General features: G+C 60.0%; 29 protein-coding genes. 16 read left to right on the top strand and 13 right to left on the bottom strand.

Translation table 11 applies throughout. The features are described 5' to 3' along the window. Position 1: 1 nt before the first annotated feature. From pqqD to DLM45_RS15850, 3 genes are all read left to right on the top strand, one after another. Complete coding sequence (gene pqqD / locus DLM45_RS15860) at positions 2–304, top strand: pyrroloquinoline quinone biosynthesis peptide chaperone PqqD (protein ID WP_181338035.1); 303 nt, start codon at positions 2–4, stop codon at positions 302–304. A gap of 31 nt (positions 305–335) precedes the next feature. Continuing rightward, positions 336–1,496, top strand: a complete 1,161-nt coding sequence (gene pqqE / locus DLM45_RS15855) for a pyrroloquinoline quinone biosynthesis protein PqqE (protein WP_181338034.1) — start codon at positions 336–338, stop codon at positions 1,494–1,496. Positions 1,497–1,712: 216 nt separating this feature from the next. Further along, on the top strand, positions 1,713–2,069 hold the full coding sequence (locus tag DLM45_RS15850; RefSeq protein ID WP_181338033.1) for a c-type cytochrome: 357 nt from the start codon (positions 1,713–1,715) through the stop codon (positions 2,067–2,069). Between the two features lie 75 nt (positions 2,070–2,144). Here the strand turns inward: DLM45_RS15850 and folK are convergent, their stop codons facing one another. After that, a complete protein-coding gene (gene folK / locus DLM45_RS15845; RefSeq protein ID WP_181338032.1) occupies positions 2,145–2,663 on the bottom strand; it encodes a 2-amino-4-hydroxy-6-hydroxymethyldihydropteridine diphosphokinase in 519 nt (172 codons plus the stop codon). A 9-nt stretch (positions 2,664–2,672) separates the two neighbouring features. Next, on the bottom strand, positions 2,673–3,050 hold the full coding sequence (locus tag DLM45_RS15840; RefSeq protein ID WP_181338031.1) for a 4a-hydroxytetrahydrobiopterin dehydratase: 378 nt from the start codon (positions 3,048–3,050) through the stop codon (positions 2,673–2,675). 114 nt (positions 3,051–3,164) lie between these two features. On the opposite strand from DLM45_RS15840, the gene DLM45_RS15835 reads away from it, so the two are divergent. The 7 genes from DLM45_RS15835 to fae all read left to right on the top strand — a co-directional run bounded on the left by DLM45_RS15835 (position 3,165) and on the right by fae (position 9,771). After that, a complete protein-coding gene (locus tag DLM45_RS15835; protein WP_343062328.1) occupies positions 3,165–4,142 on the top strand; it encodes a beta-ribofuranosylaminobenzene 5'-phosphate synthase family protein in 978 nt (325 codons plus the stop codon). A 36-nt stretch (positions 4,143–4,178) separates the two neighbouring features. Then, positions 4,179–5,084, top strand: coding sequence for an NAD(P)-dependent methylenetetrahydromethanopterin dehydrogenase (locus DLM45_RS15830; protein ID WP_181338030.1), 906 nt, complete (start codon positions 4,179–4,181; stop codon positions 5,082–5,084). A gap of 4 nt (positions 5,085–5,088) precedes the next feature. After that, a complete protein-coding gene (locus tag DLM45_RS15825) occupies positions 5,089–6,216 on the top strand; it encodes an ATP-grasp domain-containing protein (RefSeq protein ID WP_181338029.1) in 1,128 nt (375 codons plus the stop codon). 19 nt (positions 6,217–6,235) lie between these two features. Further along, positions 6,236–7,201: a methenyltetrahydromethanopterin cyclohydrolase gene (gene mch / locus DLM45_RS15820; protein WP_181338028.1), complete on the top strand. Its 966-nt coding sequence runs from the start codon at positions 6,236–6,238 to the stop codon at positions 7,199–7,201. After that, positions 7,185–8,165, top strand: coding sequence for an ATP-grasp domain-containing protein (locus DLM45_RS15815; RefSeq protein ID WP_181338027.1), 981 nt, complete (start codon positions 7,185–7,187; stop codon positions 8,163–8,165). Before mch ends, DLM45_RS15815 begins: the two co-directional genes overlap by 17 nt. Continuing rightward, on the top strand, positions 8,162–9,028 hold the full coding sequence (locus tag DLM45_RS15810) for a triphosphoribosyl-dephospho-CoA synthase (RefSeq protein ID WP_181338026.1): 867 nt from the start codon (positions 8,162–8,164) through the stop codon (positions 9,026–9,028). Before DLM45_RS15815 ends, DLM45_RS15810 begins: the two co-directional genes overlap by 4 nt. Positions 9,029–9,258: 230 nt before the next feature. Next, positions 9,259–9,771: a formaldehyde-activating enzyme gene (fae, locus tag DLM45_RS15805; protein WP_013215501.1), complete on the top strand. Its 513-nt coding sequence runs from the start codon at positions 9,259–9,261 to the stop codon at positions 9,769–9,771. 183 nt (positions 9,772–9,954) lie between these two features. Here fae and DLM45_RS15800 read toward each other — a convergent pair whose 3' ends face one another. Beyond that, positions 9,955–10,668 carry a HisA/HisF-related TIM barrel protein gene (locus DLM45_RS15800; RefSeq protein ID WP_181338025.1) on the bottom strand — a complete coding sequence of 238 codons (714 nt, stop codon included), beginning with the start codon at positions 10,666–10,668 and terminating at the stop codon, positions 9,955–9,957. A 55-nt stretch (positions 10,669–10,723) separates the two neighbouring features. On the opposite strand from DLM45_RS15800, the gene DLM45_RS15795 reads away from it, so the two are divergent. After that, positions 10,724–11,743 carry a hydantoinase/oxoprolinase family protein gene (locus DLM45_RS15795; protein WP_181338024.1) on the top strand — a complete coding sequence of 340 codons (1,020 nt, stop codon included), beginning with the start codon at positions 10,724–10,726 and terminating at the stop codon, positions 11,741–11,743. Positions 11,744–11,796: 53 nt separating this feature from the next. Here DLM45_RS15795 and DLM45_RS15790 read toward each other — a convergent pair whose 3' ends face one another. The 10 genes from DLM45_RS15790 to DLM45_RS15745 form a co-directional block, all read right to left on the bottom strand. Beyond that, positions 11,797–12,078, bottom strand: coding sequence for a PepSY domain-containing protein (locus tag DLM45_RS15790; protein ID WP_181338023.1), 282 nt, complete (start codon positions 12,076–12,078; stop codon positions 11,797–11,799). Positions 12,079–12,207: 129 nt separating this feature from the next. Next, entirely contained in the window at positions 12,208–13,401 is a 1,194-nt protein-coding gene (locus DLM45_RS15785) for a class I SAM-dependent methyltransferase (RefSeq protein ID WP_181338379.1), read from the bottom strand. Beyond that, positions 13,401–13,985, bottom strand: a complete 585-nt coding sequence (locus DLM45_RS15780) for a DUF447 domain-containing protein (protein ID WP_181338022.1) — start codon at positions 13,983–13,985, stop codon at positions 13,401–13,403. Before DLM45_RS15780 ends, DLM45_RS15785 begins: the two co-directional genes overlap by 1 nt. Next, positions 13,985–14,602 carry an amino acid kinase family protein gene (locus tag DLM45_RS15775; RefSeq protein ID WP_181338021.1) on the bottom strand — a complete coding sequence of 206 codons (618 nt, stop codon included), beginning with the start codon at positions 14,600–14,602 and terminating at the stop codon, positions 13,985–13,987. The genes DLM45_RS15780 and DLM45_RS15775 overlap by 1 nt, the downstream gene beginning before the upstream one ends. After that, positions 14,595–15,047 (bottom strand): dihydroneopterin aldolase, encoded by a 453-nt coding sequence (locus tag DLM45_RS15770; RefSeq protein WP_181338020.1) that lies wholly within the window; start codon positions 15,045–15,047, stop codon positions 14,595–14,597. The genes DLM45_RS15775 and DLM45_RS15770 overlap by 8 nt, the downstream gene beginning before the upstream one ends. Then, positions 15,044–15,775, bottom strand: coding sequence for a (5-formylfuran-3-yl)methyl phosphate synthase (locus tag DLM45_RS15765; RefSeq protein WP_181338019.1), 732 nt, complete (start codon positions 15,773–15,775; stop codon positions 15,044–15,046). The genes DLM45_RS15770 and DLM45_RS15765 overlap by 4 nt, the downstream gene beginning before the upstream one ends. Before the next feature lie 46 nt (positions 15,776–15,821). Beyond that, complete coding sequence (locus tag DLM45_RS15760) at positions 15,822–16,565, bottom strand: ABC transporter ATP-binding protein (protein ID WP_181338018.1); 744 nt, start codon at positions 16,563–16,565, stop codon at positions 15,822–15,824. Further along, positions 16,553–17,362: an ABC transporter permease gene (locus DLM45_RS15755; RefSeq protein WP_181338017.1), complete on the bottom strand. Its 810-nt coding sequence runs from the start codon at positions 17,360–17,362 to the stop codon at positions 16,553–16,555. The genes DLM45_RS15760 and DLM45_RS15755 overlap by 13 nt, the downstream gene beginning before the upstream one ends. Then, complete coding sequence (locus DLM45_RS15750) at positions 17,325–18,305, bottom strand: ABC transporter substrate-binding protein (protein ID WP_181338016.1); 981 nt, start codon at positions 18,303–18,305, stop codon at positions 17,325–17,327. Before DLM45_RS15750 ends, DLM45_RS15755 begins: the two co-directional genes overlap by 38 nt. Beyond that, positions 18,302–18,808, bottom strand: coding sequence for a DUF3280 domain-containing protein (locus DLM45_RS15745; RefSeq protein WP_181338015.1), 507 nt, complete (start codon positions 18,806–18,808; stop codon positions 18,302–18,304). Before DLM45_RS15745 ends, DLM45_RS15750 begins: the two co-directional genes overlap by 4 nt. Positions 18,809–19,145: 337 nt before the next feature. Here DLM45_RS15745 and DLM45_RS15740 point away from each other — a divergent pair, with 337 nt between their 5' ends. The 5 genes from DLM45_RS15740 (at position 19,146) to DLM45_RS15720 (ending at position 24,031) form a co-directional block, all read left to right on the top strand. Then, on the top strand, positions 19,146–20,396 hold the full coding sequence (locus tag DLM45_RS15740) for an ABC transporter substrate-binding protein (protein WP_181338014.1): 1,251 nt from the start codon (positions 19,146–19,148) through the stop codon (positions 20,394–20,396). Positions 20,397–20,463: 67 nt separating this feature from the next. Beyond that, positions 20,464–21,447 (top strand): YVTN family beta-propeller repeat protein, encoded by a 984-nt coding sequence (locus DLM45_RS15735; protein WP_181338013.1) that lies wholly within the window; start codon positions 20,464–20,466, stop codon positions 21,445–21,447. A 40-nt stretch (positions 21,448–21,487) separates the two neighbouring features. Continuing rightward, on the top strand, positions 21,488–22,276 hold the full coding sequence (locus DLM45_RS15730) for an ABC transporter ATP-binding protein (RefSeq protein WP_181338012.1): 789 nt from the start codon (positions 21,488–21,490) through the stop codon (positions 22,274–22,276). Continuing rightward, entirely contained in the window at positions 22,276–23,289 is a 1,014-nt protein-coding gene (locus DLM45_RS15725) for an ABC transporter permease (RefSeq protein WP_181338011.1), read from the top strand. The genes DLM45_RS15730 and DLM45_RS15725 overlap by 1 nt, the downstream gene beginning before the upstream one ends. A gap of 16 nt (positions 23,290–23,305) precedes the next feature. Next, a complete protein-coding gene (locus tag DLM45_RS15720) occupies positions 23,306–24,031 on the top strand; it encodes a hypothetical protein (protein ID WP_246317465.1) in 726 nt (241 codons plus the stop codon). Positions 24,032–24,283: the final 252 nt, after the last annotated feature.

Here is a 24,283-nt window from a genome sequence, read left to right as displayed (position 1 = left end):
CATGACTGCCGGCGCGCCGCGCACTCGAACGATCATCGTGCCGGCATCGAAACCTCGAATGCCGGCGCATATCAAATTGCGCCACGATGCAGGACGTGGGCGCTGGCACGTGCTCGCTCCCGAACGCGTGTTCGAGCCGGACCCTATCGCTATCGAAATCTTGAAACGCTGTGATGGCGTTCGATCGGTAGAAGATATCGCCGCCGAGCTTGCAAAGGATTACAACGCACCCGTGCAAGAGATCCTTACCGATACTATATCTATGCTGCAGGAGTTGACGGATAAGGGCGTAATTCAAGCCTGAATGCGCCAGGATATATAATGGAGCAGATGTCATGAACGAAATCGCGCCAATGGAGCAATTCTCCGAGGCCCCGGTCGTGTCATCCTGCGCTCGGGCGCCGGTTGGCCTTCTCGCCGAGCTGACGCACCGCTGTCCGCTTCAATGCCCCTATTGTTCGAACCCGCTTGAACTCGAGCGCGTGAACACCGAGCTGACGACCGCCGAGTGGCAGGACGTCATGCGGCAAGCTGCTGAACTTGGTATTCTACAGATCCACCTCTCCGGCGGCGAACCGACCGTCCGCAAGGATCTCGAAGACATCGTCGAGGTCGCGGCCAAGGCCGGGCTGTATACCAACCTCATCACCGCTGGCGTAACGCTGACGCGAGACCGCCTGAAGCGTCTGAAGGACTTGGGGCTGGATCACGTTCAGCTCTCGATCCAGGACGTGGATGAGGCCAATGCCGAGCGCATCTCCGCCTATAAGGGCGGCCTGATCAAAAAGCGCGAAGTCGGCAAGTGGGTCCGTGAGTTCGATATGCCGTTGACGATCAACGCGCCGATCCACCGCCACAACATCGAGAACCTGCCGAACATCATCAACTTCGCAGTCGAGATCGGCGCGGGCCGGATCGAGGTCGCCAACATTCAGTATTACGCCTGGGCCTTGAAGAATCGCGCCAGCCTCATGCCGACGCGCGCTCAGGTTTTGAAGAGCGCGGAGATCGTCGAAGAAGCCAAGGAGCGCCTGAAAGGCATCATGGTCTTCGACTTCGTCGTGCCGGACTACTACGCCAAGACTCCGAAGCCCTGCATGGGCGGCTGGGGCCGCGGCGTCATGAACGTCACGCCGCAGGGTCGCGTTCTGCCGTGCCACGCAGCCGAATCGATCCCCGGTCTTGAGTTCGACAACGTGAAAGACAAACGCCTCGCCGACATCTGGCTGCATGGGCAGGCGTTCGAGAAGTATCGCGGTACGAGCTGGATGAAAGAGCCATGCCGCAGTTGCCCGCGTGCGGAAGTCGACTTTGGCGGCTGCCGTTGCCAGGCAATGGCCTTCACGGGCGATCCGACGAACACCGATCCGGCTTGCAAACTTTCGAGCCACCACACCGCCTTCGTTCAGGCGGCTGAGATGGAAAGCGCAGAAGCGTCGCCGCCGAACTTCGTATATCGCCGAATGGCGCCTGCCAAACCGGCGACAGCGAAATAACTTTACAAATTAGGTAGACAATTAGAGTCTCGAACGGCGCAAATAACTCTACGAATTAAGTCGACAATTAAAACTTTGAATTGAATAGTCCTGGCCATTGCGTGCGGCATTCTGTTCTGGGTGCGTTCAGAAAATAAATGTCATTCTCGTTGAGCTAATATATGAGTTGCAGCGTTTCATAAGCCGCTCATAGCGAAACGGGAAGGAACCTCCAGGATGCGCAAATGGATTCTGGCGATCGCATTGATCGCAGCCGCGCCGGTCGCGGCATCTGCTGCCGATGCCGACGCCGGCAAATCGGTCTACAACAAGTGCAAGGCTTGCCACCAAGTCGGTAAGAACGGCGTCGGGCCGCATCTCGATGGCATTATGGGCCGCAAGGCCGGTAGCCTCGAAGACTACAAGTATTCGGATGCTCTGAAGAAGTCGGACATCACTTGGGACGAGGCGAACCTCGACAAGTGGCTCCACGGACCGAGCAAGATGGTTCCGGGCACCAAGATGATCTTCGCTGGCATCAAGGATGACGCGGACCGCGCAAACCTGATCGAGTACCTGAAGACGCTCAAGTAGTCTTTATGGTCGGGTAGGTATTCAAATGCGCCGCGGAGACACCCTCTCCGCGGCGCATTTTCTTTGGACGAAGAACTAGGGCCGGTAGGGTTCGACGTCGCTGCTATCCAACTTCACCAGAAGATCGTCGAGTGAAGCTCCCCCGATGATCAGGTTCGGCGCGACGTCCTTCAGAGGCACCAGAACGAACGCTCTCTCCGCGATGCGCGGATGAGGGATCGTCAGATCCGGTTCGTCGATCTTCTGCTCTCCCATCAAAAGAATATCGACGTCGATATTCCGCGGACCCCATCGGAGCTTGCGGACGCGGCCCATCTCCCTTTCGACGCTCTGGCAGTGCTTCAGCAGCGCGTGGGGATCGAGGCCGGTGAGCACGCCCACGCAGACATTCAGAAACCAGTCCTGATTCGTCACGCCCCAGGGCGCGGTTCGGTAGAGTTGAGACCGCGCAGCGACGGTGACGGCGCCATCCGCCGTCAATAGCCGCAGCGCTTCCTCGATGTTTGCCTCGCGATCGCCGACATTGGAGCCGAGGCCAAGGATGGCATCGAACGATTGCTTGGCCTCATTTCGCGATCCGCCGATATCGGACATTGAGCGCGCTCAATCGTACTTGATGTAAGCGAAGCGGGAATCGCCATGAGGCGTGCCTTCCAGGCCCTTTCCTTCTTTGCCGGGCTGCCAATGGACGACGTCTTCGATCTTCTTCGCGAGTTCCAGATCCTTCGACGTGATGCCCTTGGCCGAATGCGTGACGAGCCGCACCTCGACCCACGCGTAAGATGCCGTTATGTCAGGGTGGTGCCATGCAGCCTCCGCAAGGTGGCCGACGGTATTGATGACCATAAGGGTACCCTTCCACCCGGACGTCTTGTAGGTGCGCCGTATCCAGCCGTCCTCGAGTTTCCAGGACGGCAGATTCTGCTGTAGCCAGCTATTAACGTCCGCTTCTGAAAGCGGTTTTTCGCGTTCGGTGGTCATCTTGCCCTCGTACTCCAATTGTCGGAAAACTTGCCTTCCGTTCTAATGCCGCCGCCGCCATCAGCGCAAACGCGTTGGGCTGGCACCATTTACAAATTGAAAGGACCGCGCTTCGTGAGGCAAACGATCAGGACTTCGCCAGCGATCCGCGTCACTGCACCTGCCCGCTTGCATCTCGGATTTCTTGATCTGAACGGAGACATCGGCCGCCGATTTGGCAGCATCGGCCTCGCCGTCGACCAGCCCTCGACAACTCTGACCCTGAGGCGCTCGGAGAAAAACGAAGCGAAAGGCGCCGAAAGCAAGCGCGCGCTCGCCTTGGTAAACAAGTACGCGCGTCCAGATCGGGGAGCGCATTACGCAATCGACGTCGAGAACGCGATCCCCGCACACGCGGGCCTTGGCTCCGGAACACAGCTCGCGCTCGCAGTCGGCGCTGCTATTGCAGAGATCGAAGGAGGCACCCTCCAAGCTGAAGATCTTGCCGCGCTGGGAGACCGGGGCGCCCGCTCCGGCATCGGCCTGGCGGCATTTGCCGGTGGCGGCTTCATTGTCGATGGCGGCAAGGGAAAGGACCCTGGCGTCCCCCCGCCGGTCACCCTGCGCTGTGACTTCCCCGAGGACTGGCGCGTTCTGCTGATCCTCGATTCCCGGGAAACGGGCGTCTCCGGAGAGGCCGAACTGACCGCCTTTGCCGATCTCCCGGAATTTCCTCAAGTTGCAGCAGCGCACATTTGCCACCTGGTGCTGATGCGGCTCGTGCCGGGCCTAAAGGAGTGTGACATCGCCGCATTCGGCGCGGCGATCACGGAAATCCAGGCCATCGTCGGCGGCTACTTCGCCACCAAACAGGGCGGTAGCCCATGGACCAGCCCCGCCGTTGGCCAGATCGCGAACCGGCTCCGCCAGCAGGGGGCAACGGGCATCGGCCAGAGCTCGTGGGGGCCTACGGGTTTCGCTTTTGTAGACAGCCAGGCCGCCGCAGAACGCCTCTATCATTCTTCAATCGAAGACGCTAAAGCCGTCGGAATCAACATTCTCATCGCGCAGGGCCGCAACACCGGCGCGCGCATCGAGTCCATAAAACCTTGATTTGAAATCCAAAAAGAGAACGGAGCACCATCGTCCATGAGCGAGGCTACACCTATTCTGCATATGCTCGCGCCGCAGAAGCACATGAGCCCATTCGATGTGAACATGGCCGCAGACGCCGGCTATAAGGTCATCGTCCCCTACATCAACGTCGAACTGACGGAAGTTGCCGGCCTCATCCAGGACGCGATCTTCTCGCGCCCGCCGAACTACGGCGTACGCACCGGCTTCTTCATGGGCGGCAAGGATGCGCTTCTCGCCCTTGATATGCTCGACGCGGCAAAGAAGGCGATGGTGCCGCCGTTCGAATGCTCCGTCTTCGCAGACCCCGCAGGCTCCTTCACCACCGCCGCTGCCATGGTGGCGTGCGTTGAAAAGCTGCTGAAGGAAAAACATAACCGCTCGTGGAAGGGCGTGAAGGTCGCTGTGTTCGGCGCCACCGGCGTCGTCGGCTTCGCCTCGTCGATCATCGCAGCCTTGGAAGGCGCCGACGTTCAGCTCGTCGCCCATCGTGGCGTAGAGCGCGTCATCAAGAACGCGAAAATCTCCAAGGAGCGTTTCGGCGTCGACCTTGAAGCGGTCGCAGGTGAAACGCCCGAGCAGAAGCAGAACATCATCGCCAACGCGGAAGTCATCTTCGCAGCAGCGGCAGCAGGCGTTCAGGTCGTCTCCAAGGAGCACAAGGCGATCGCGAAGAACCTGAAGGTGATCGCTGACGTCAACGCGGTTCCGCCCGCAGGTGTCGAAGGCATGGATCTGTTCATGAACGGCGAGCAGATTCCGGGTTGCGATGCGCTGGGCGTTGGCCCGCTCGCAATCGGCGACATCAAGTACAAGTGCGAGTCCGGTCTCTTCAAGCAGATGATCGCATCCGATAAGCCGCTGTCGCTCGACTTCCGTCACGCCTACGCGCTGGCGAAAGAACTCGTCGGCCTCAAGTAAGAATGTGACCGTCGAAACGGTCCTGATTGCAGCGTTTTCCGGGCGGGCTCTCGCACAGTCCGCCCGGCGCGCCGGTTACGCACCTCTCGTCTGCGATGCGTTCGGCGACCTCGATACGCGAGACGCAGCCCTCGCTGTCCGCGTGATCGATGGCGCGATGGCCACGGGCTTTCGCACCAAACCGCTTATCTCCGCGCTTGAAGATCTCGCCAAGGCCGCACCGGCCCCGCCGATCGGCCTTGTTCTCGGGTCCGGCTTCGAAGACAAACTGCGCCTCATCGAAGCTTTGGCAAAACGCTTCCGGCTACTCGGCACAAGCGCCGCGACGTATAAGGCCTGCAAGAACCCAGCGACGTTTTTCGCCACGCTCGACGCGCTCGAAATTCCTCATCCCCAAACGCAGATCGAAGCACCGCGCGACACCACCGGCTGGTTGAGCAAACGCATCGGCGGCAGTGGTGGACGTCACATTCGCGAATGCAGCGATCACCCGCGCACGATGCCGCGCCGATACTTCCAGAAGCGGCTTGATGGTGATCGCCTGTCTGTCGGCGGCGTTTTCCCGGCAGAGACGGGAGACCTCACCGTAACGCGGCAGTGGATCAGCCCGTCATCGGCTCAGCCGTTCCGCTTCGGCGGCGCAGTCACGATTCCCGTCCACAATCTCCGCCGCGCCGCGCTCTGTGACGCCGCCGTCCGTGTGGCGGATGCCATGAAACTCACCGGCATGGCGTCGTTCGATTTCATCGTCTCGAACGGCATCCCTCACCTGCTCGAAGTTAATCCGCGCCCAGGCGCATCGCTCGATGTGCTCGATGACGCCCGAGGCAGCCAATTCCAGGCCCATATCGCCGCCTGTTTCGGTAATCCGCCTCCGGTCGCGACTCGAAGCCGACCGCAAGCAGCCCGCGCGATGGCCATTCTCCATGCCGACCGTCGATCCGTTGCGCTGGGAGACATGCATTGGCCCGACTGGAGCGCCGATCGTGGCCCGCCCGGAACGGAAATCCCCCTGGGCGCCCCCCTGGCCAGCGTCCTAGCGGAAGCCGAAAACGCCGATGCGGCAGAAGCCCTCGCACGTAGCCGCTTGGCGGAACTCGAAGATTTGATATACGAACACGCATTACCCTGACCGACGGAGTCCCCAAGCGATGCAAACACTGAATCAGCCCAGCGTCTCCGCTCGGGCCGCCAAACTCGTCGATGCCATTGTCGCTGACGCCGACGCGCTTCGGATCTCCGTAACAACCGGTAGCCACGGCGAACGCCTGATCGATATGGGCGCGACCGCCACGGGCGGCCTCGAAGCCGGACGCCGCCTCGGTGAAGTTTGCATGGGCGGTCTCGGAACGGTTCAGTTCACGCAGTCGTCCGGCCTGACGAACTGGCCGCTCGGCGTCGTCGTCAGCTCCGCTAACCCCGTCATCGCCTGCCTCGCCAGCCAGTACGCGGGCTGGACCATCACCGAAGAAACGACAGGCTTCTTCGCTCTGGGCTCCGGCCCTGCGCGTGCGCTCTCGCGCGTGGAAGACCTCTTCAAGGAACTCAACTACGCCGATCAGGGACCGAACACCGCGCTGGTCATCGAAGGCGATAAAGCGCCGCCAGCAGCCGTGATTGAAAACATCGCCAAGCACTGCGGCATCAATCCGAAGGGGCTGTCGATCCTCTACGCGACGACGTGGAGCCTCGCAGGCACCGTGCAGATCGCCGCTCGCGTTCTCGAAGTCGCGATGCACAAGGCGCACGCACTTCACTTTGCGCTTGAAAACATCATCGACGGCACGGCGACAACGCCGATCGCACCGCCCTTCCCCGATTTCGTCAAAGCGATGGGCCGCACCAACGACGCGATCATCTATGGCGGCCGCGCGCACCTGTTCGTCAAAGGCACCGACGCGGAAGCCAAGCGCCTCGCAGAAGGTCTGCCGTCCAGCACGTGCGCGTCCTTCGGCAAGCCGTTCGCGGAAATCTTTGCCGACGTGAACGGCGATTTCTACAAGATCGACCCGATGCTCTTCTCACCGGCTCAGGTCCTCATCTCGAACGTAGAAACGGGCAACACCTTCCGCGCGGGCGAATTGGCGCCGGAGATCGTCGATGCGAGCTTCCGCTGAAGCACCAGCCAAACCCGTCAGCGGGCTCGGCCATGGTCTGCATCTCGCACTTCTGATCGAAGAGGGCCGCGGCGAGTGGCACGCTCGCCGCATCGTGCGCTCGCTCGAAGAGATGGGCGCGCGCGTTACCGTCTCTTCGCTGCCGCACTGCGCATTCGATACGGCACTGCCATCCGGCATCCACATTCCGGGCTTCGAGGGCGAGCTGCCGGACGGCGTCTTCGTGCGCTCGATCTCGGCAGGAACGCTGGAGCAGATCACGTTCCGCCTCGGACTGCTCCATGCGCTACGCGAGAGCGGCGTCCGCGTCTGGAACGATGCTCGCGCGATTGAGCGTTGCGTCGACAAATCACAAACGACGTTCCTGCTGCACAAGAACGGTGTTCCAACGCCGCGCACACACGTTTGCGAAACGCTGCCCCATGCGCTCGAATATGTGGAAGGCCTCGACCGCCCGCTGGTGATGAAGCCGCTGTTTGGCAGCCAGGGCAAAGGCATCGCCATGATCCGGAGCGAGAGCGAACTGCCCGACCCCGAAACGGTCGATCAGATGTACTACATGCAGGATTACATCGCCCCGCGCGATGCCCTGTTCGAAGACTGGCGCGTGCTCGCAACGCGCCATCGCGTCGTCGCCGCCATGACACGCTCTGGCACCACATGGGTCACGAATATCCATCAGGGCGGCAAGGCGAAAAATCATAAACCCGACGACGAGATGACGACGATTGCGATGGCCGCGATGCGCGCCGTCGACGCCGACTATGCAGGCATCGATCTCATTCGCTCGGCGGATGGCAAGTTGCAGGTCCTCGAAGTCAATTCCAATCCGGCGTGGCGCGGTCTCCAGAGCGTCGCGGACGTCAACATTGCGTGGGCCATCGCCGAGGATTTCCTGAAGACGGTTGTGTCACACCGCGAAGCGCGGGCGCCCGCCGCCGAGCCGCTTCTTGTCGCGTTATGACGCCGACACTCTCCCAAGATGAAATCTCGGCGGCTTTTCTAAACGCCTGCCGGGCCGAACTCGACGCATTGAAGCCGGGCAATGTGCATCGCCACTCGGCCGGGCACGGGATGGACATCACGCATTTCGAACGCGCTGCCGAGGCAGCCGCAGGACCGATCGCGGATCCAACCCTCAGTGTCGGCAAACGCATTCTGCGCGCAACCGAAGCAAGCGTTGCGGCAACCGGCCTGAACACCAACCTCGGCATCGTTCTTCTCTGCGCACCGCTCGCGAAAGCCGCAGCCGAACCAAAGTTCGGTGTTGGATTGCGCCGCCGCCTCGATCTCATCCTAGCGCGTCTCGATCAACAGGACGCCGAAGACGTGTTCGCTGCGATCCGCATCGCCAATCCCGCTGGCCTCGGATCCGTCGACGAGGGAGACGTAAACGCGAACGCATCTGCTCCGCGTCTCACGCTGATTGAGGCGATGCATCTCGCGGCCGCGAGAGACAGAATAGCCAACGCCTATGTTACAGCGTACGCAGACATATTCGATTTCGCGCTGCCATATTATCTAGATGCGAAACGTGTCACACCCGACGCAACGTTTGCCGTCACGTCGTTGCACATGGCGCTGCTGTCTGAATTCCCCGACACGCATATTGCCAGAAAGTACGGACAGGAAACGGCCGAACGCGTGCGCCTCGAGGCACTGGCGCTGAAGCGGCACTGGGACCCTGTCGCGACGCCTGAATCCTTTCGCGATCTCCTTGATTTCGACGCAAATCTGAAATCTCGCAGTCTCAATCCGGGAACGACCGCCGATTTCGTTGTCGCCACGCTTTTCGCCGCAGGGGCGACGGCGCGGAAACCGTCCTGACCCCCCATTTTGCGCCACTAAAGGGCTTGTCTCATCCGACCAGCTAGGGCTAATTACAGCCCCGTGTTCCAAGGAGCACGGACCGTCCTTTGTGGCCGACGCTGGTACTCACGAAACCTGGGCGCCGACGTATTGGATAATCATCGCCAGAGCGATTCAACGAAGTCCCGGCTTTCTGACGGGAGAGCGTTGACGCTCTTATTGTATCATTCGTGGGAGGAACCCCCCAAATGGCCAAAATCAATAAAGTCATGGTTGGCGAGTCACTCGTCGGCGACGGCAACGAAGTTGCTCACATCGATCTCATCATCGGACCGCGCGGTTCGGCTGCTGAAACGGCATTCTGCAACGCGCTGACGAACAACAAGGACGGCTTCACGACGCTCCTCGCCGTCATCGCGCCGAACCTGCCCTGCAAGCCGAACACGATCCTTTACAACAAGGTCACGATCAAGGACGCCCGCCAGGCCGTTCAGATGTTCGGACCGGCACAGTACGGCGTTGCCAAGGCTGTTCAGGACTCGGTCGCTGAAGGCGTGATCCCGGCTGCTGAAGCTGACGATCTCTACATCGCTGTCGGCGTGTTCATCCACTGGGAAGCCGCTGACGACGCGAAGATCCAGGACTACAACTATCGCGCCGTGAAGGAATCGATCGCACGCGCAGTTGCTGGCAAGCCGACGGCTGCTGAAGCAACCGCTCAGCGCAACTCGGTTCAGCATCCGTTCGGTGCGAAGACTTGAAGCGGAAACCGTCCTCAGCAGGTCGATAACAACAACAATTCCGCCCCTCCCATGAAGGGGGGTCTGCTGCAGCGATTGGGTAGACTGCTCTCAGGCCGTTACAGCGGTTAATAATTGATCCGGAGCCGCATCCATACCGCGGTTCCAGGTTAGCTGGAGCGGCTGCCGTTTCGTTTCGTCCTACTATCCTTTTCGGCTGGTGATCTCTTTGAGATCGCTGGCCGAAATTTTTTGTGCGTGCAGAACCGACGCAACCAGCGCACCCGCAACGCCTGCACTGCGCAGCGCATCCAGATCGGCTTTATCGCGAATGCCGCCCGCCGCGTAGACGCGCCGCCCCTTGGCCTTCGATCCGATCGCCTTCAGCGTATCGAAATCGGGACCGCTGTTGGCGCCAACACGATCGAGCGTCATCGCAATCACGCGCTGCGGCCAGAGCGAAGCGTCCTTCAGCAGCGCGTCCGGCCCCATAAATTCCCCGCCGCGAAAATCGAGCGATAGAACTGTCCGCTGCGGAGCCTCCGCTGCGATCTCTTCCCAGTCGCGGACGCTTTCGAGGCTCTCCGATCCAACGACCAGCGTCGCCACGGGTGTTGCCAGAATTGCGCGCGCAGCACCTCGAGATCCGGTGCCTGCATCGATCCACATCTCCGCATCCGGCAACGCCTGACTGATCGACGGCACGATGCGCGTATTGCGGCCGCGACCTTCGATACCGTCGAGATCGGCGATATAAACCTTGCGGAACGAAAACAGTTTGCCGAGGCCCTGCGCCACGTCAACGATCTCCGCTGTCCGCGAGAGCGGCGTCTCGATCGGCCGATACGCCCAACGTTTGCCTTCGACCGCTCTAACAACCTTGCCGCGGGCAATGTCGAGCACGGGAATGATGTCCACGGCTTGCCTCCTCAAACGGCAAGTGTAACACGGGGGCCGGGACATGCGAGGTAGGATGTCAATTGTCGTCGGATACGATGTAGGCGGGGCGCACCTGAAGGTCGCGCGCATTGAAGACGGTCGTCTGGTGGCGGTCCGCCAGATTGCGTGCGCGCTCTGGAAAGGTGCCGAACATCTCGATGCCGCGCTCACGGAAGCGCGCGAGATAACCGCTGGCGCCGCAGTTCACGCCGTCACCATGACAGCCGAACTCACGGAAATTTTCGACAGCCGGGAAGCGGGCGTCGCGGCGATCCTTGCGAAGCTCGGAAAACATATTGAGGGTGAGCAACGCATCTTCATGGGTCTGAAGGGCTTTGGCGACACCGCCGCAGCGCAAGCCGACCCCTTCTCCGCAGCATCGGCGAATTTCCTCGCAACGGCGCGCCTTATTGCCGATCGTGAGCCGAACGCATTGTTGATCGATGTCGGCTCCACGACGACCGACATCATCGTCTGCAGCAGACCACAAGGGTTGACCGACGCAGAACGGCTGCAAACGGGCGAACTCGTCTATACCGGGCTGACGCGCACACCCGTCGCGTCTATCGCGACACGCGCACCGCTCGCGGGATCATGGCAGGGACTTGCACGCGACGGCTTCGCGACGATGGCTGACGTGCAGCGTATCCTCGGCACGCTTCCCGATGGCGTTGACGTTCACGCAACGGCGGATGGGCGCGGCACATCGCAGGCGGAAAGTCTCGCGCGCTTCGCGCGTGGCTTCGGTCGAGACGCTGACATGCGCCGCCTCGCGACGTGGCAAGTCTCCGCCGCATACATCGCCGAACGCCAGATGCGCGCGCTGCACGACGGCGCGTTGCAGGTTCTATCCCGCCCGGGAACGGCCATTCTGTCCGTCGTCGCAGCCGGCATTGGTTCGGCCGTCGCGCTACGGATTGCAGCACGGCTCGGATATCCGGCAATTGAATTTGGAGAGTTGATCGAAGCGCCCGACGATCTGAGCAAATGGGCTACGCGTTGCGCGCCAGCCGTCGCCGTCGCAATGCTAGCCGCCGACGAGAAGAGAAAATAAAATCGGCCGCAGCAAATGCCGCGGCCGATAAAAAACCAAATTCGAATTTCGAATTAATCGCGATCGCGTGAGAGGCGAACGATATCGAGCGTTCCCGCTTCGAGCTTCAGATCGTAGGTGTGGCCATTGTCGCGGCGCGCATCCTCAATCTTCCAATAGCCATGCGAATAACGCAGCTTGCGCCATTCGATAAATCCCATGCGGTTGAGACGCTCGGTGACAACCGCCGGATCATCGGCCGGAGCGCGGCGATCAGCGAGAGCCGGAGCCGTCATCGCTGTGCCGACGACAGCAAGGGCCAGCGCGTGACGCACGGCGCGAGAAACATAAGTCATAGGATTCACCTCTCGTCTTAGGGGGAAACTGTTCGGAATTAACAGCACAGAAACTGCTTGGTTCCGCGCTGCACTCTAATCTCATTATGCTGCGCAGCAAATGTGGCGCGACGGATTAATGCAATCGACTTATTCGGCAGCCTTAAGTTGCGTATCGAGATGATGTGTCGCAAAACCGGTCAATTCTTTCAACGCCCGGTATTGCCGCCGCGCCGCATCACGATTGACGGTAGAGGATTTAGAAGCTGCGATAAGCAGATTCTTCGCGGTGTGCTCCGTTGAAACGAATTCGATGATTTTAACTTTATATCCCGCCGCTTCCAGCAATAGCGCACGCGCGGCATCCGTGACGAGATCGGCCTGGCGTTGTTTGAGCAGCGGATATTTCACGAGACCGGCAAGACCATCTGCCGGATGATCGATCTGCGGTGCCAATTCGTGCTGGCAGCAGGGAGCAGCAAGAATAACCTGAGCGTCCGCATTCACGCCAATCGCCAGCGCATCGTCCGTCGCCGTATCGCACGCATGTAACGCGATGACGACATCAACGGGACCAGCCGAGGATTTCCGTGCCTCGGCCGCTTCGAATATCAGGTTGGCAAATCCAAGATCCCGCGCAAGCGCATTCGACGCCTGAACGAGTTCGTCCCTGATCTCGATGCCCGTCATGCGGCAGGGACGTCCGAGCGTTGTCGTCACATAATCATAAAGAGCGAAGGTCAAATAACCTTTGCCCGATCCGATATCGACGATCGACAGCGCATCACGGCCCCCTTCGGAGCGCGCGGATTTCAACAGCCCGTCGGCAATCTCGATGAAGCGGCAAATCTGCCGGTACTTGCCTTGCATCGTCGGCTTGATGCGTCCCGACCCATCCGCAACGCCGAGCGCCGAGAGGTAAGGCCGGTCTGGAGCAACCAGATACGCCTTCGCGCGATCGTGCGCTGCGTCCGGCGCCGCGCTGTCGGCTGTGTCCGTCGCCTTGTTTGTCACCAATTGCGAAACACGCTTCTTGCTGTAGCCGAGCGTTAGATTGCGCTCCGGCGTAAACAGCGTCACGCTGAGATAGCTCGTTCCGAGAAGCGTCTTCAGATGATTGATCGCATCGGGAACCGCGAAGTTCTTGGTCTCATCCTTCCGCGCGAAACTCGTGACAAACTTTATATGTGGCGCGCCCTTGAGCACGATTGGCGTCGCCACCGCCTTGCGCGGCTCGCCCTCTCCGCGAAACTTTCCAAGCGTCATTCGGAGAAACGAACCATCCGCTGCCGCAGCAGCGACAGCGCGGATGAACGCAATTCGATTTTCGTCTTTAGCGGCCATCATGTGCCTTCGGATTTGTCGAACAGCGATTGCCGCCAAGCCGCGACCTTTTCCATCAACCACTCCCACGCTTCGTCTTCGCGTGGCCCCGCAGTTTTCGAGATCGCAATTTCGAGATAGCGCAGTTCATCTTCAATCTTTTTCGGCGGCAGCATTCTGAAGCGCGTCGTCAATACAGCGAGTTCCAGAACCGCCGCCTGCGCGCGATTGAATCCTTCCCAGCCCTTGTGCGTTTCCTGATGCACGATCCCGCATTTGAAACGCGGGCGCTCGGAATCCTCGATGACCTCTTCAACACGCAATTCCCAATGCGATACGCAATCCGCAAGGCGCGCGCCCTTTACAGCCGTCGTAGGCGTAAGCGGCCAGATCTTGCGACCCGTCACGCATCCCGCGATCACTCGCACGTCGTCGGTATGGCTCGCAGCCGCGTAAGGAACCGCCCGGAGGTTATCGAGTGTCCGCGAGGGCTTGAACGGCGCGATGATCCAGTGCGGCCCGTCTTCGATCAGACCGAGCGGCGCAATATGAGCGGTCCCGTTCGCATCCATGGTCGTCACGATGGTTTCGACGATACGCGGCATCAGTGGCGTCCTTCACCTTGCAAAACGCGTCCGAGACGGACATCGGCAGCAGGCCCAAAGATGGACCACGAAAGCCCCGCACGCGCAACGATCCCCGGCATCACAGGATCGACGATGCCGTCTCGCGCCAGATCCTCGAGCGAAGCGCCGGCCGCCACATCAACAGATTTGACCAGCAGAAGCTCGCGAGCGCCAAGTCTCTCCGCAAGCCACGCCGCAAGGCTGTCCGACGTTGCTGACCATCCGGCGGGAAGTGTCTTGTCGTCGGTAAGCATCTTTGCGGGCGCCCAAACCGGGATCATGCCTCTTGAAAGACAATCGATAATTTCCGCTGGTGTTTCCCCAATCTGAAATCTCGGATGAGTGGCCACCATCAATTCACCCGTCTGCTGCATCGCGAGCATGGCAAGCCGATGCGCGATCTCGTCATCGAATTGCAACGCAGGTTGTAAGGCGCGAACGCTATCCGCAAATGGCCCACCTCCGGGAACGAGGACGGTAGGCACACGCGTGACAGCGAGGATTTCAAGAACCGTGGCGAACCGTCCGGATTTGATCAGGCTGCCACCGACCTTGACGACGAGCGGGGCAACGTCCGTCGTCGGGGCATCAGCCACGGCCAAACTCGCGCGCCGCAGCCTTCGTCGCCGGGCGAATGATGTCGACGCCGCGTGCAGGTCCACGTTCGAGTTTTTCGAGCACGACGCGAACCGCGGCGATGCGCGATTCCGCGAGCACGCTCTCCGCGATGCGCTCGGCAAACGTCTCGACCAGATTGATATGTCCGCCACGCGCCAGCGCAACGATGATGTCGATAATATCGGCGTACGACGGCACTTCCGCCATTTCATCATCGATGCTGAAAACGTCCGGCGTCAGCAGCGCTTCGACGGAGAAGCGCACCTTTTGCGTAATGCCCTGCTCTTCCGCGTAAACTCCGACGTTACAATCAACGATGAAGTCACGCACGAAAATGCGGTCGCCGATTTGATGAGCCTTGCGAGCCTTGGCCTTGTGCGCACCAGCAGTATCGCTCTTGCGCAACTTCTTCTTCTCTTTCATGCGACCGATCTCTCCTGCGGCGCCTTAAATTCGCGTGTAAGCGCTGCATGAACCGCCGCAACACGCTGCGGGTCCAATGTTCCTGTCCGGCCGTCGCGGCACAGCGCTCCTCGAAAGCCAAGTATGTCCGCGCTGAGCGGCATCAATGATGCGATGTCTTCGATTGCCAACGATCCGGCAAGCCCGGTGGTCAATCCCGCAGCGCGACCGGTGCGGACGAACTCGGCAAGCCGATCGCGCGAAAGCACCGACGTCAGCCGCCCGCTGCTTTTACCGGCAGTATCGAGCATGACACCCGCGAAGCCATTCGCGGCGAGCAGTGGAAGAATGGCGAAGTCCGGCGCGCGATCCGCCATCAGCACGGCGACCATGCGCCCGCGCCAATGACCGTCACGACCAAGTCTCTGAATGGCAGCTTGAGGGTCACGGTCACCGAAGAACCCGATCTTGATCAGGTCCACACCGGTGGACGCCATCTCGGTAACAGCAGATGCCATTGCTTCGGGTTCGGCAGGGAGATCGCCCACAGTCGCGCTGACGGGACGACGCGACGCGATAGCGTCAACGATGCCGCGAACAGTTGCGAGATCGAGCGCGCCGAGAGCACCGGCCACCGGATCTTTCCCATCGATCAGGTCCGCGCCAGCATCGAGCGCCGCCAGCGCTTCCTCAGCGCTCTTCACGCTCGCGAGAAAGGCGGGCCCTTCGCGTTTCAACCCTGCGATCATCCGTTGTGTCCGTGCGCCTTGGATTTCCGTTGCGGGGCAGCTTGTCTCAAGCGTCCGCGAATATGCGATTCTGCTCCGCCAGAACCACCGCGCGATCCGCACGGTCGGTCGGCGACAGCGTCACCGCGACGTCCTGCGCGACACTCGCCTGTCCGGGCGCCAAGCGCAATATGCGGGTTCCGAGTTGTATTGCCTCGGTTCGATCGTGAGTCACGAAAATAACCGTGGTGGGATGGCTATGCCAAAGCTCCATCAGAAGCTCGCGCAGGCTGACGGCCGTTGGATCGTCCAGCGAAACAAAGGGCTCGTCCATCAGCAGGATTTCGGGCTCGAGGATAAAGCCGCGCGCCAGTGCCGCCCGCCGTTGCATGCCAAGGGAGAGCATTTCCGGATAGGCGTTCGCGGCCTGGGTAAGCCCAACGCGCTCAAGCATGGCGGGTATCCCGGCAAGCCGCGGATCGTCCGGCGGCAACGCCAGTGCGATGTTTTCGTACACCGTGCGCCAGGGTAAAAGCCGGGGCGTCTGGAAGATGAAGGAGAGATTGTCCTTCGCCGGTCCCAGGTCGATCACGCCCTCGAAATCCGTATCGAGCCCGGCAATGATGTTGAGCAACGTCGACTTCCCGCAACCGGATGGGCCGGTGATGACGAGAAACGAGCGCGGCGCAACCTCGAACTCGATATCCTTGAGAACCGTCTGCGCTGCGCGCCCGCCGACGGACTGAAACGTCTTGCGACGAACGGCAACCCGGATAGGCGCCGATCCATTCAAACCATTTATCGCCGCCATGCGCTCACCCGTGCTTGAGCCGGTTGAAGGATCGCGAACTCGATGATCTGAACGATCAGAATGAAAGCGAGCGCGTAAGCGAGAATGATGCCGACATCAAATTCCTGAAACGCAATATTGAGACGATACCCAACGCCGTTCGAACGGCCGAACGCTTCGACCACCAGCACGATCTTCCATACCAGCGCGAGACCCGAACGGGCCGCCGCAGCAAAAAACGGCGCGAGTTGTGGCACCGTGACGTGCCGCAGTGTTCTCCACCACCCGAATTTATAGATCCCCGCCATCTCATTGAGATCACGCGACAGGCTGCGCGTGCCTTCCCGCATCGTCACCGCAACGTTCGGGATTTTGTTGAGCGCCACCGCGATAATCGCCGCGGCATCACCAAGGCCAAACCAGATGTAGCAGAGCGTAATGGTGACAAGAGCCGGAAGATTCAAAAACAGGATCAACCAGGAATCGAAAAACTTGTCCGCCGTGCGGAATTTTCCGAGCGCGAGCCCGATCGCCGTCCCGATGAACATCGAAACGACGAACGCGAACGCAACACGCACCAGCGTTGCCGACGTGTGCTTCCAGAGGTCCCCGTTTTTAGCCTCGCTGATGACGACGTCGAAAACAGTGAGCGGCGTCGGCAAATATCGGTTTTGCAGAATGACGGCGATAACATGCCAAAAAAGAACGAGAACGGCGAGCGAGCCGATCAGCCATAGAAGGCGCTCCGCCGTCGAATTGATACCGGACACCGGCATCGGCTTAGGTATGGAAGAGATTCTGGTCGAAACGGGTGCCATCGCCTACGAGTTCCGCGTCACCGAGTTCAATGAGAAGATTGGTCATCTTCTCCGCTGCAGCCGTCTCGTTCGCACCCCAACCGTCTGTAATTCCGGCACGATAATAATCACGGATCGCCTCGAGTTCGCGATCCGAAGTCACACGGATAAGGGGCCTAATCCGTTGCCACGCTGCGTCCGACGTTGCCAACACCGCGTTGGCTTCGCGTTCCGCGAGCAACAACTTGTCGACTGGAATGCCTTTATCGCGAACCTCTTTGTCGGACCAGATAAAACCGACAAGGGCGGGAATTGGCGAAACGCCAAGCCCATGCACCACATCAGCCATCGAAAGCATTTGACGGGCGCCTTCCGCTTGAAGACGCGCAGCATAAGTCCAGAAGTTGAGAACGGCGTCCAACCGCCCGCTGCGAAATTCTTCAGTGACGAGCGGCGCCGCGCCGAATACCGGTTCGGACTCGTCGGCGATATCCTTGCCGGTCATTTTGCGCGAATACGCCCTGAGCAAAATCCAGCTTTTGTCGATGCCGGTGCCAGCCACGCCGATCCGCTTGCCCATGAGGTCCGCAATCGATTGCGCCGGACTCTTCTGCGGAACCATCACGCTGCCGAGTGCCGTCGAATAGGGCGCGAACTTGAGATCGTAACCCTTTGAGCGTTGCCGCATCGCCCAGGTCCAATCGCTGACGATGACGTCCGCAGAATCGGACAGCAGAGCGATCGATGCCGCTGCGCTGCTCGCGACCTCGACGACGTCAAGCGTCAAGCCAACCTTCTTGTCGATGCCCTCGGCGCGGATCGTTTCGATCAACCAACTGACTGAGCCGGATCGGATTGAGCTCAGACGAACCGCATTCGCCGCCAAAAGCGGCCTGGGCAACAGAGGAGCGGCAAGCAACGCTGTGCCCGCTGCGATCGCCTGCCGGCGGGTCACATCGGTCATTTCGCTTGTGCCTCTGCGCTGAATCGATTTCGCCAAAGGTACTTGAGCCCATGAAGCCAAAGTTCGTCGGTATTCCCGTTGATCGACGCCGACATCGTCTTGGTGAGCTCGCCGGTCGCCACATTTCGCTCGACGAGTTGTAGCTGGATCAGAGCATTCGAGAGTTTGTCGACGTATCCCGTGACAACCACATCTGCACCGGCCTCTTTTGCGATCGGCACTTCGCAGCCATCACATTTGTAGAATGGAGACGCTGCCTCGATCTCCTGCGCTTTGCCGGAAAGATCGACCACCTGATAGCGCTCGTCTTTTTCCATCAGACTACGCAGTTCATCCGCAATTAGTTTCAACCGTTGCAGATCGTTAGGATCATGCTGCGGAAACATTTCGCCATCTTGCTGCGCATCGTGAAAATCGAATGGGACGACGGCAACCTTCGTAACGGCAGCGGCGGGAGAGGCAATGATGAGCGCGAGAGCTGCATAAATAAGCGGATGAAGCATAAGGCGGGAAATCCAAGCTACGGGGTTTCGGAACCTCGGAGAGAACATGGTTTACGCCCAGACGAAGGCGCAGAGCCTTTACGTGTTTGCTACCCCTAGACTATTGCAAGACCTTCACACAAATTTTGGCGATTGTTCCCAGTCACAAACGCGCGAGCCCGGTGCGTCTGCCTTGACAACCAGATGCTACGCCCCCTTTTACAGCAACACAGTAACATTGGAAGGGTCGGCTTCCCTTCCCATAACCGCGTATTTCCTGCCTTTCGGAGTTCGATCATTGCCAATGCCATGCCCGCCGAGGACTGGACGCACCCCGCGACGCTGGAGCCCGAGGACCATGGCTGTTGCTGGGGCGCTCGCACTCGCCTGCTGGCCCGGCGCGCTTTACGCCGAGGATGCTGCCAAGCCCGCGGCCGCAGGTGAGCAAGCAATCGACACCAACGTTCAGCCCGCCAAGCGCGAACCGCTAAACGTCTCGATTCTTTACCTTAAACAGAACCGCACCGACGAACTTCCGCTCTCCCTTTTGGACCTGCCCTCTCCTGATGATGGGATCGCTGGCGCCAAGCTCGGCATCGCCGACAACAACACGACCGGGCGCTTCCTCAACCAGACCTTCAAGCTCGATACCCTTGAAGGAACCGTCGATGAGCTGATCGCTGGCGCCAAGGAAAAGCAGGCCTCCGGTGATAGCTTTATCATCGCTGATCTCGACCCGGACGGCATCCTGAAGCTCTCCGACGCTCTCTCGGGAAAACCGGCAATCATCTTCAACGTCGGCAACCCTGACGACCGGCTGCGCGAAGAAGATTGCCGCGCAAACGTCATGCATGTTGCGCCAACCCGCACGATGCTCGCGGACGCGCTCGGTCAGTATTTGGCGTGGAAACAGTGGCGCAACTGGTTCCTGGTGTCGGGTCCTCGCCCGGAAGACAAGCTGCTGGCCGATGCATATCGCCGGGCCGCAAAGAAATTCGGCGCGAAGATCGTTGAGGATCGCGAATTCAAGCAGGAAACCGGCAGCCGCCGCGCCGATGGCGGGTTCGAACAGGTTCAGCAGCAGATCCCGAGCTTCATGCAGCGCGCGAAAGACCATGACGTGGTCGTCGTCGCTGACGATGGCAAACTCTTTGCCGACTATTTTCCGTTCCGCACCTGGGTGCCGCGTCCGGTTGCTGGCTCAGCAGGATTGACGCCGACGAGCTGGCATCCCGCTCTTGAGCTGTGGGGTGGCACTCAGTTCCAACATCGCTTCCGCCGCCTGAACAACCGGCAGATGCGCACCATCGATTATGATGCCTGGGTCGCGACGCGCGCCATCGGCGAAGCCGTCACGCGCCGGCACACGACAGACTTCAAGGTTCTGCACGACTTCATCCACTCACCGGAATTTGAGGTCGCGGCCTTCAAAGGCGTCGCACTCAGCTTCCGCACGTGGAACGGCCAGCTTCGCGAGCCCTTGATCGTCGGAACGCCGAAGCTGCTGGTCAGCGTGTCACCTCAGCCAGGCTTCCTGCACCAGTTCAGTACCCTCGATACGCTCGGCTTGGACAAGCCGGAAACCAAGTGCAAAGCCTACGCGCAATAACGCGGCAGGTGAGAAGACCTTTCCTCAACAGATCCTGATTGCAGGATCCGCTATTTGGAGACGAGAGATGTTGCGACGACCCAGTGCCTTTTCTGCTCTTCTCTCGTTCGCAGCCGTTGCCGCTGTGGCGTCCCCCGCCAGCGCGTTCACTGCTTACGTCACGAACGAAAAGGACAATACCGTCAGCGTCATCGACACGGAAAAGCTCGAAGTCATCAAGACGGCGAAGGTCGGCCAGCGCCCGCGCGGCATCGTGATGTCGCAAGACGGCAAATGGATCATCATCTGCACGAGCGATGACAATGATGTGAAAGTTTATGATGCCAAGACGCTCGAATACATCAAATCGCTTCCCTCCGGACCCGATCCCGAGCTTCTGACGCTGCACCCCGACGGCAAGCGGCTCTACATCGCCAATGAAGATGATAACCTCGTCACCGTCGTCGACATCGAAACCTCGAAGGTCGTCACGGAAATTCCTGTCGGCGTTGAACCCGAAGGAATGGGCATGAGCCCCGACGGCAAGGTGCTGGTCAACACGTCGGAAACGACGAACATGGCCCATTTCATCGATACGACGAAGCACGAGACGTTCGACAACGTGCTGGTCGATAGCCGTCCGCGCGTTGCTATGTTCAACGCCGCTCAGACGCAGCTTTGGGTATCCTCCGAGGTCGGCGGCACCGTGACGATCATCAATCCGGCGGACCGTAAGATCATCGGCAAGATCAATTTCGAGATCCCCGGCATCACCCGCGAAGCCATTCAGCCGGTCGGGATCCGCATCACGAAAGATGACAAGATCGCGTTCGTCGCGCTCGGCCCCGCAAACCGTGTGGCAGTCGTCGACACGGCAACCTTCAAGGTCCTCAAGTATATCCTGGTGGGTCAACGCGTTTGGCAGATGTATTTCACACCCGACGATAAACTTTTATTCACCACCAACGGCGCCTCTAACGATGTAACAGTTATCGATGTTGCGAGTCAGAAGGCGATAAAGTCGATCAAGGTTGGCCGCTACCCATGGGGCGTGGTCGTCTCGCCGCACTAGGGAAGACGCGGGAAAATACAATGCGATGGACGGCGATAGCATGACGAAGACGGCCCCGGCCATCACAGCGGAGACGGACCGCACGCCCGCGCTCGTCGTCAACGATGTCAGCCACAGCTTTGGGGACCGAAAGGTCCTCGATCACGTATCGTTGAGCGTGGGGCAAGGCGGCTTCGTCGTGCTTCTCGGCCTGAACGGCGCGGGAAAATCCACGCTCTTCTCGCTCGTAACGCGCCTCTACGACAACGTGACGGGCGAGATCTTCATTCGCGGCCACGATGTGCGCCGGCGCCCATCGCTCGCACTCCAGCAGCTTGGTGTGGTTTTTCAGAGCCGCACGCTCGACGTCGATCTGACGCTGGCGCAGAACCTCAAATATCATGCGGCGCTGCATGGATATTCCAAGCCCGAAGCGGCCGAACGCGCCAAGGCCGCGCTCGAGCTTGTCGGGCTCGGCGATCGCGCCAATGAGAAAGTGCGCGCATTATCTGGCGGGCAGGTCCGACGCGTCGAGATCGCGCGCTCGATGATGCATCGCCCGAACATGCTGCTGCTTGACGAACCGACGGTCGGTCTCGACCTCGGATCGCGCGAAAGCGTTATCAAGATCGTTCGCGACCTCGTCGCGCGAGAGCACCTTGGCGTACTTTGGGCCACCCATTTGATGGACGAAGTGTTGCGGACCGATCAGGTCGTGGTGCTGCACAAGGGCGTCGTGCTGTTCAACGGCGGCGTGCCCCAGCTTCTCGCACAGACCGGAACGACGACCGTTCGTGAAGCCTTCCGCACGCTCACCGGAACGTCGGCCTCGGTCGAGGAGGCCGCCTGATGTCGTCTCCGATCGTGTCCAGCACGGCAATGATGAGTCCGGGAACTATCGCGGAATCCGAAGCGTCCGCGCGCCGCCGTCTTGGCATATCCGGCTACTTTGCTTGCTTCCGCGGCATCGTCTGGCGTGAGATCCTGCGCTATCTGCATCAGCGCGAGCGCTTTCTCTCCGCCCTCGTCCGTCCGCTCATCTGGCTTTTCATCTTCGCCGCAGGCTTTCGCCAGACGCTCGGCGTCTCGATCATTCCGCCCTACGAGACGTACGTGCTTTATGAGGAATTCATCGCGCCAGGACTGATCGCGATGATCCTGCTCTTCAACGCAATGCAATCGTCGCTATCGATGGTCTATGACCGCGAAACCGGCACGATGCGCACGCTGCTCGTCAGTCCGTTTCCGCGTTGGTTCCTGCTGCTGTCGAAGTTGCTTGGCGGTGTCTCTGTCGCGCTGCTGCAGTCATATGCGTTTCTGCTGGTCGCCTATTTCTGGGGCATTCAACCTCCGCCCATTTCAGAGCTGAAGCTCTTCACGTTCTTCGAGGCTCCCGCTTGGCTCGGCCAGGACGTAACGGGCATGGCCGAACCGATCGTGCACTCGCTCGTATCGATCCCAGCCGTGCTGCAGCCCTTCGCGGGTTACATCACGGTTATTCCGGCAATCGTTCTCGCAGGCCTGATGCTTGGTTCGCTGGCACTCTTTATTTCGTCGGTCATTCGCCAACTCGAAAACTTCGCTGGCGTCATGAACTTCGTGATTTTCCCGATGTTCTTTGCGTCATCCGCGCTCTATCCACTATGGCGCATCCGCGAAGCCAGCCCGCTGCTTTTTGAAATATGCCGGCTCAATCCATTTACCTACGCGGTCGAACTCATCCGCTTCGCTCTTTACGGTCAGATCGATACGATCTCACTTCTCATCGTTGTCGGGTGTACGGTGCTGTTTCTTGCGGCGGCCGTTTATGCCTACAATCCATCGAAAGGCCTGATCTCCCGGCGCGGCGGACCAGGCGCCTAACATGAGGTGTGTTGTTATGAAGTCTTCTGTCCTCATTCGCGCATCGCTGTTCGCTGTCGCGGCAACCGTGTCGGTCTCGAGCGTTAGCTTCGGTCCGCGCGCCAACGCAGCCGAGCCGGAAACGCCAGCACAGGAAACGCCAGCACCGCAGACTGCGGCGGAACTTGCTAAGGCCCCGGCGACCGAATGGCCCTGCATTTACCGCAAGGTTCCGCAACTGAGTGCTGCAACGATCTGGGACGGCCCCGAGATCACCGACACCACAAGCTGGCGCAAAGATGAGACCGTGCGAAAGCTGTCGGAGTATCTGATCTCGCGACGGTTGACGATGGAAGAGGTCGAAGCGGCGATCAAGAAATTCGCCGATGCTCAACCCGCTGACGTGCACGACGCCAAGTTGACGGAACTGTTCGCCGCTGTGCTGACGCGCACGAATGAAGAGCGCCGGATCGTGATGTCCGGCATCGAGCGGTTCCATAAGCGCCAGCTTGAACGCGCCAAGGAGATCGACAAGGAATCTCAGGAGCTGCCGCCTGAGGCCGTCGCGGCTGCAGCTGCCGCGGATTCGGAACCGGCTGGCGAGATCAACAAGCTCTCGGATGCCGAGGAAAAGTACAAATGGGAGGTTCGCACCTTCCAGGAGAAGCAGGCGAACATGCCGATCGCTTGCGAAATTCCTCAGCTCATTGACGAACGCGCAGGCGCCGTTGCGCGCGCCATACGCGCCGATATGAAGAGCTAGGGCGCCCAACCCCCTCTTAGCGTCTGATTTCCGCTCTGTGCGAGCGATCTGCGAAGCATCGCGCGCCTGATCGTGCTGCGCCTGCCGACTCGCGCCAGAGTCCGCGCGTGCGGACGAAAAAAGTATTGACGAAGCGTTAGGCTTAACGCGCCCTTAACGAACATTGACGTAGTCTAAAAACATTCGGTGACTGGCCTTCTTCCCATTCGCCGATTGATCGCAAGCGATGTGTCGTCACCCGTTGTTTTTTGT

The organism is Hyphomicrobium methylovorum, from assembly GCF_013626205.1.
Taxonomy (GTDB): Bacteria; Pseudomonadota; Alphaproteobacteria; order Rhizobiales; family Hyphomicrobiaceae; genus Hyphomicrobium_B; species Hyphomicrobium_B methylovorum.
The sequence above is the reverse complement of the archived record's forward strand: the minus strand, read 5'-3'. Positions and strand labels throughout refer to the sequence as shown.

Bases quoted from the DNA above. Each gene is read 5' to 3' on its own strand.
- pqqD (WP_181338035.1), top strand. From the start codon at position 2: ATGACTGCCGGCGCGCCGCGCACTCGAACGATCATCGTGCCGGCATCG.
- pqqE (WP_181338034.1), top strand. From the start codon at position 336: ATGAACGAAATCGCGCCAATGGAGCAATTCTCCGAGGCCCCGGTCGTG.
- DLM45_RS15850 (WP_181338033.1), top strand. From the start codon at position 1,713: ATGCGCAAATGGATTCTGGCGATCGCATTGATCGCAGCCGCGCCGGTC.
- folK (WP_181338032.1), bottom strand. From the start codon at position 2,663: ATGTCCGATATCGGCGGATCGCGAAATGAGGCCAAGCAATCGTTCGAT.
- DLM45_RS15840 (WP_181338031.1), bottom strand. From the start codon at position 3,050: ATGACCACCGAACGCGAAAAACCGCTTTCAGAAGCGGACGTTAATAGC.
- DLM45_RS15830 (WP_181338030.1), top strand. From the start codon at position 4,179: ATGAGCGAGGCTACACCTATTCTGCATATGCTCGCGCCGCAGAAGCAC.
- mch (WP_181338028.1), top strand. From the start codon at position 6,236: ATGCAAACACTGAATCAGCCCAGCGTCTCCGCTCGGGCCGCCAAACTC.
- DLM45_RS15815 (WP_181338027.1), top strand. From the start codon at position 7,185: ATGCGAGCTTCCGCTGAAGCACCAGCCAAACCCGTCAGCGGGCTCGGC.
- DLM45_RS15810 (WP_181338026.1), top strand. From the start codon at position 8,162: ATGACGCCGACACTCTCCCAAGATGAAATCTCGGCGGCTTTTCTAAAC.
- fae (WP_013215501.1), top strand. From the start codon at position 9,259: ATGGCCAAAATCAATAAAGTCATGGTTGGCGAGTCACTCGTCGGCGAC.
- DLM45_RS15795 (WP_181338024.1), top strand. From the start codon at position 10,724: ATGTCAATTGTCGTCGGATACGATGTAGGCGGGGCGCACCTGAAGGTC.
- DLM45_RS15790 (WP_181338023.1), bottom strand. From the start codon at position 12,078: ATGACTTATGTTTCTCGCGCCGTGCGTCACGCGCTGGCCCTTGCTGTC.
- DLM45_RS15785 (WP_181338379.1), bottom strand. From the start codon at position 13,401: ATGGCCGCTAAAGACGAAAATCGAATTGCGTTCATCCGCGCTGTCGCT.
- DLM45_RS15780 (WP_181338022.1), bottom strand. From the start codon at position 13,985: ATGCCGCGTATCGTCGAAACCATCGTGACGACCATGGATGCGAACGGG.
- DLM45_RS15770 (WP_181338020.1), bottom strand. From the start codon at position 15,047: ATGAAAGAGAAGAAGAAGTTGCGCAAGAGCGATACTGCTGGTGCGCAC.
- DLM45_RS15765 (WP_181338019.1), bottom strand. From the start codon at position 15,775: ATGATCGCAGGGTTGAAACGCGAAGGGCCCGCCTTTCTCGCGAGCGTG.
- DLM45_RS15760 (WP_181338018.1), bottom strand. From the start codon at position 16,565: ATGGCGGCGATAAATGGTTTGAATGGATCGGCGCCTATCCGGGTTGCC.
- DLM45_RS15755 (WP_181338017.1), bottom strand. From the start codon at position 17,362: ATGGCACCCGTTTCGACCAGAATCTCTTCCATACCTAAGCCGATGCCG.
- DLM45_RS15750 (WP_181338016.1), bottom strand. From the start codon at position 18,305: ATGACCGATGTGACCCGCCGGCAGGCGATCGCAGCGGGCACAGCGTTG.
- DLM45_RS15745 (WP_181338015.1), bottom strand. From the start codon at position 18,808: ATGCTTCATCCGCTTATTTATGCAGCTCTCGCGCTCATCATTGCCTCT.
- DLM45_RS15740 (WP_181338014.1), top strand. From the start codon at position 19,146: ATGGCTGTTGCTGGGGCGCTCGCACTCGCCTGCTGGCCCGGCGCGCTT.
- DLM45_RS15735 (WP_181338013.1), top strand. From the start codon at position 20,464: ATGTTGCGACGACCCAGTGCCTTTTCTGCTCTTCTCTCGTTCGCAGCC.
- DLM45_RS15730 (WP_181338012.1), top strand. From the start codon at position 21,488: ATGACGAAGACGGCCCCGGCCATCACAGCGGAGACGGACCGCACGCCC.
- DLM45_RS15725 (WP_181338011.1), top strand. From the start codon at position 22,276: ATGTCGTCTCCGATCGTGTCCAGCACGGCAATGATGAGTCCGGGAACT.
- DLM45_RS15720 (WP_246317465.1), top strand. From the start codon at position 23,306: ATGAAGTCTTCTGTCCTCATTCGCGCATCGCTGTTCGCTGTCGCGGCA.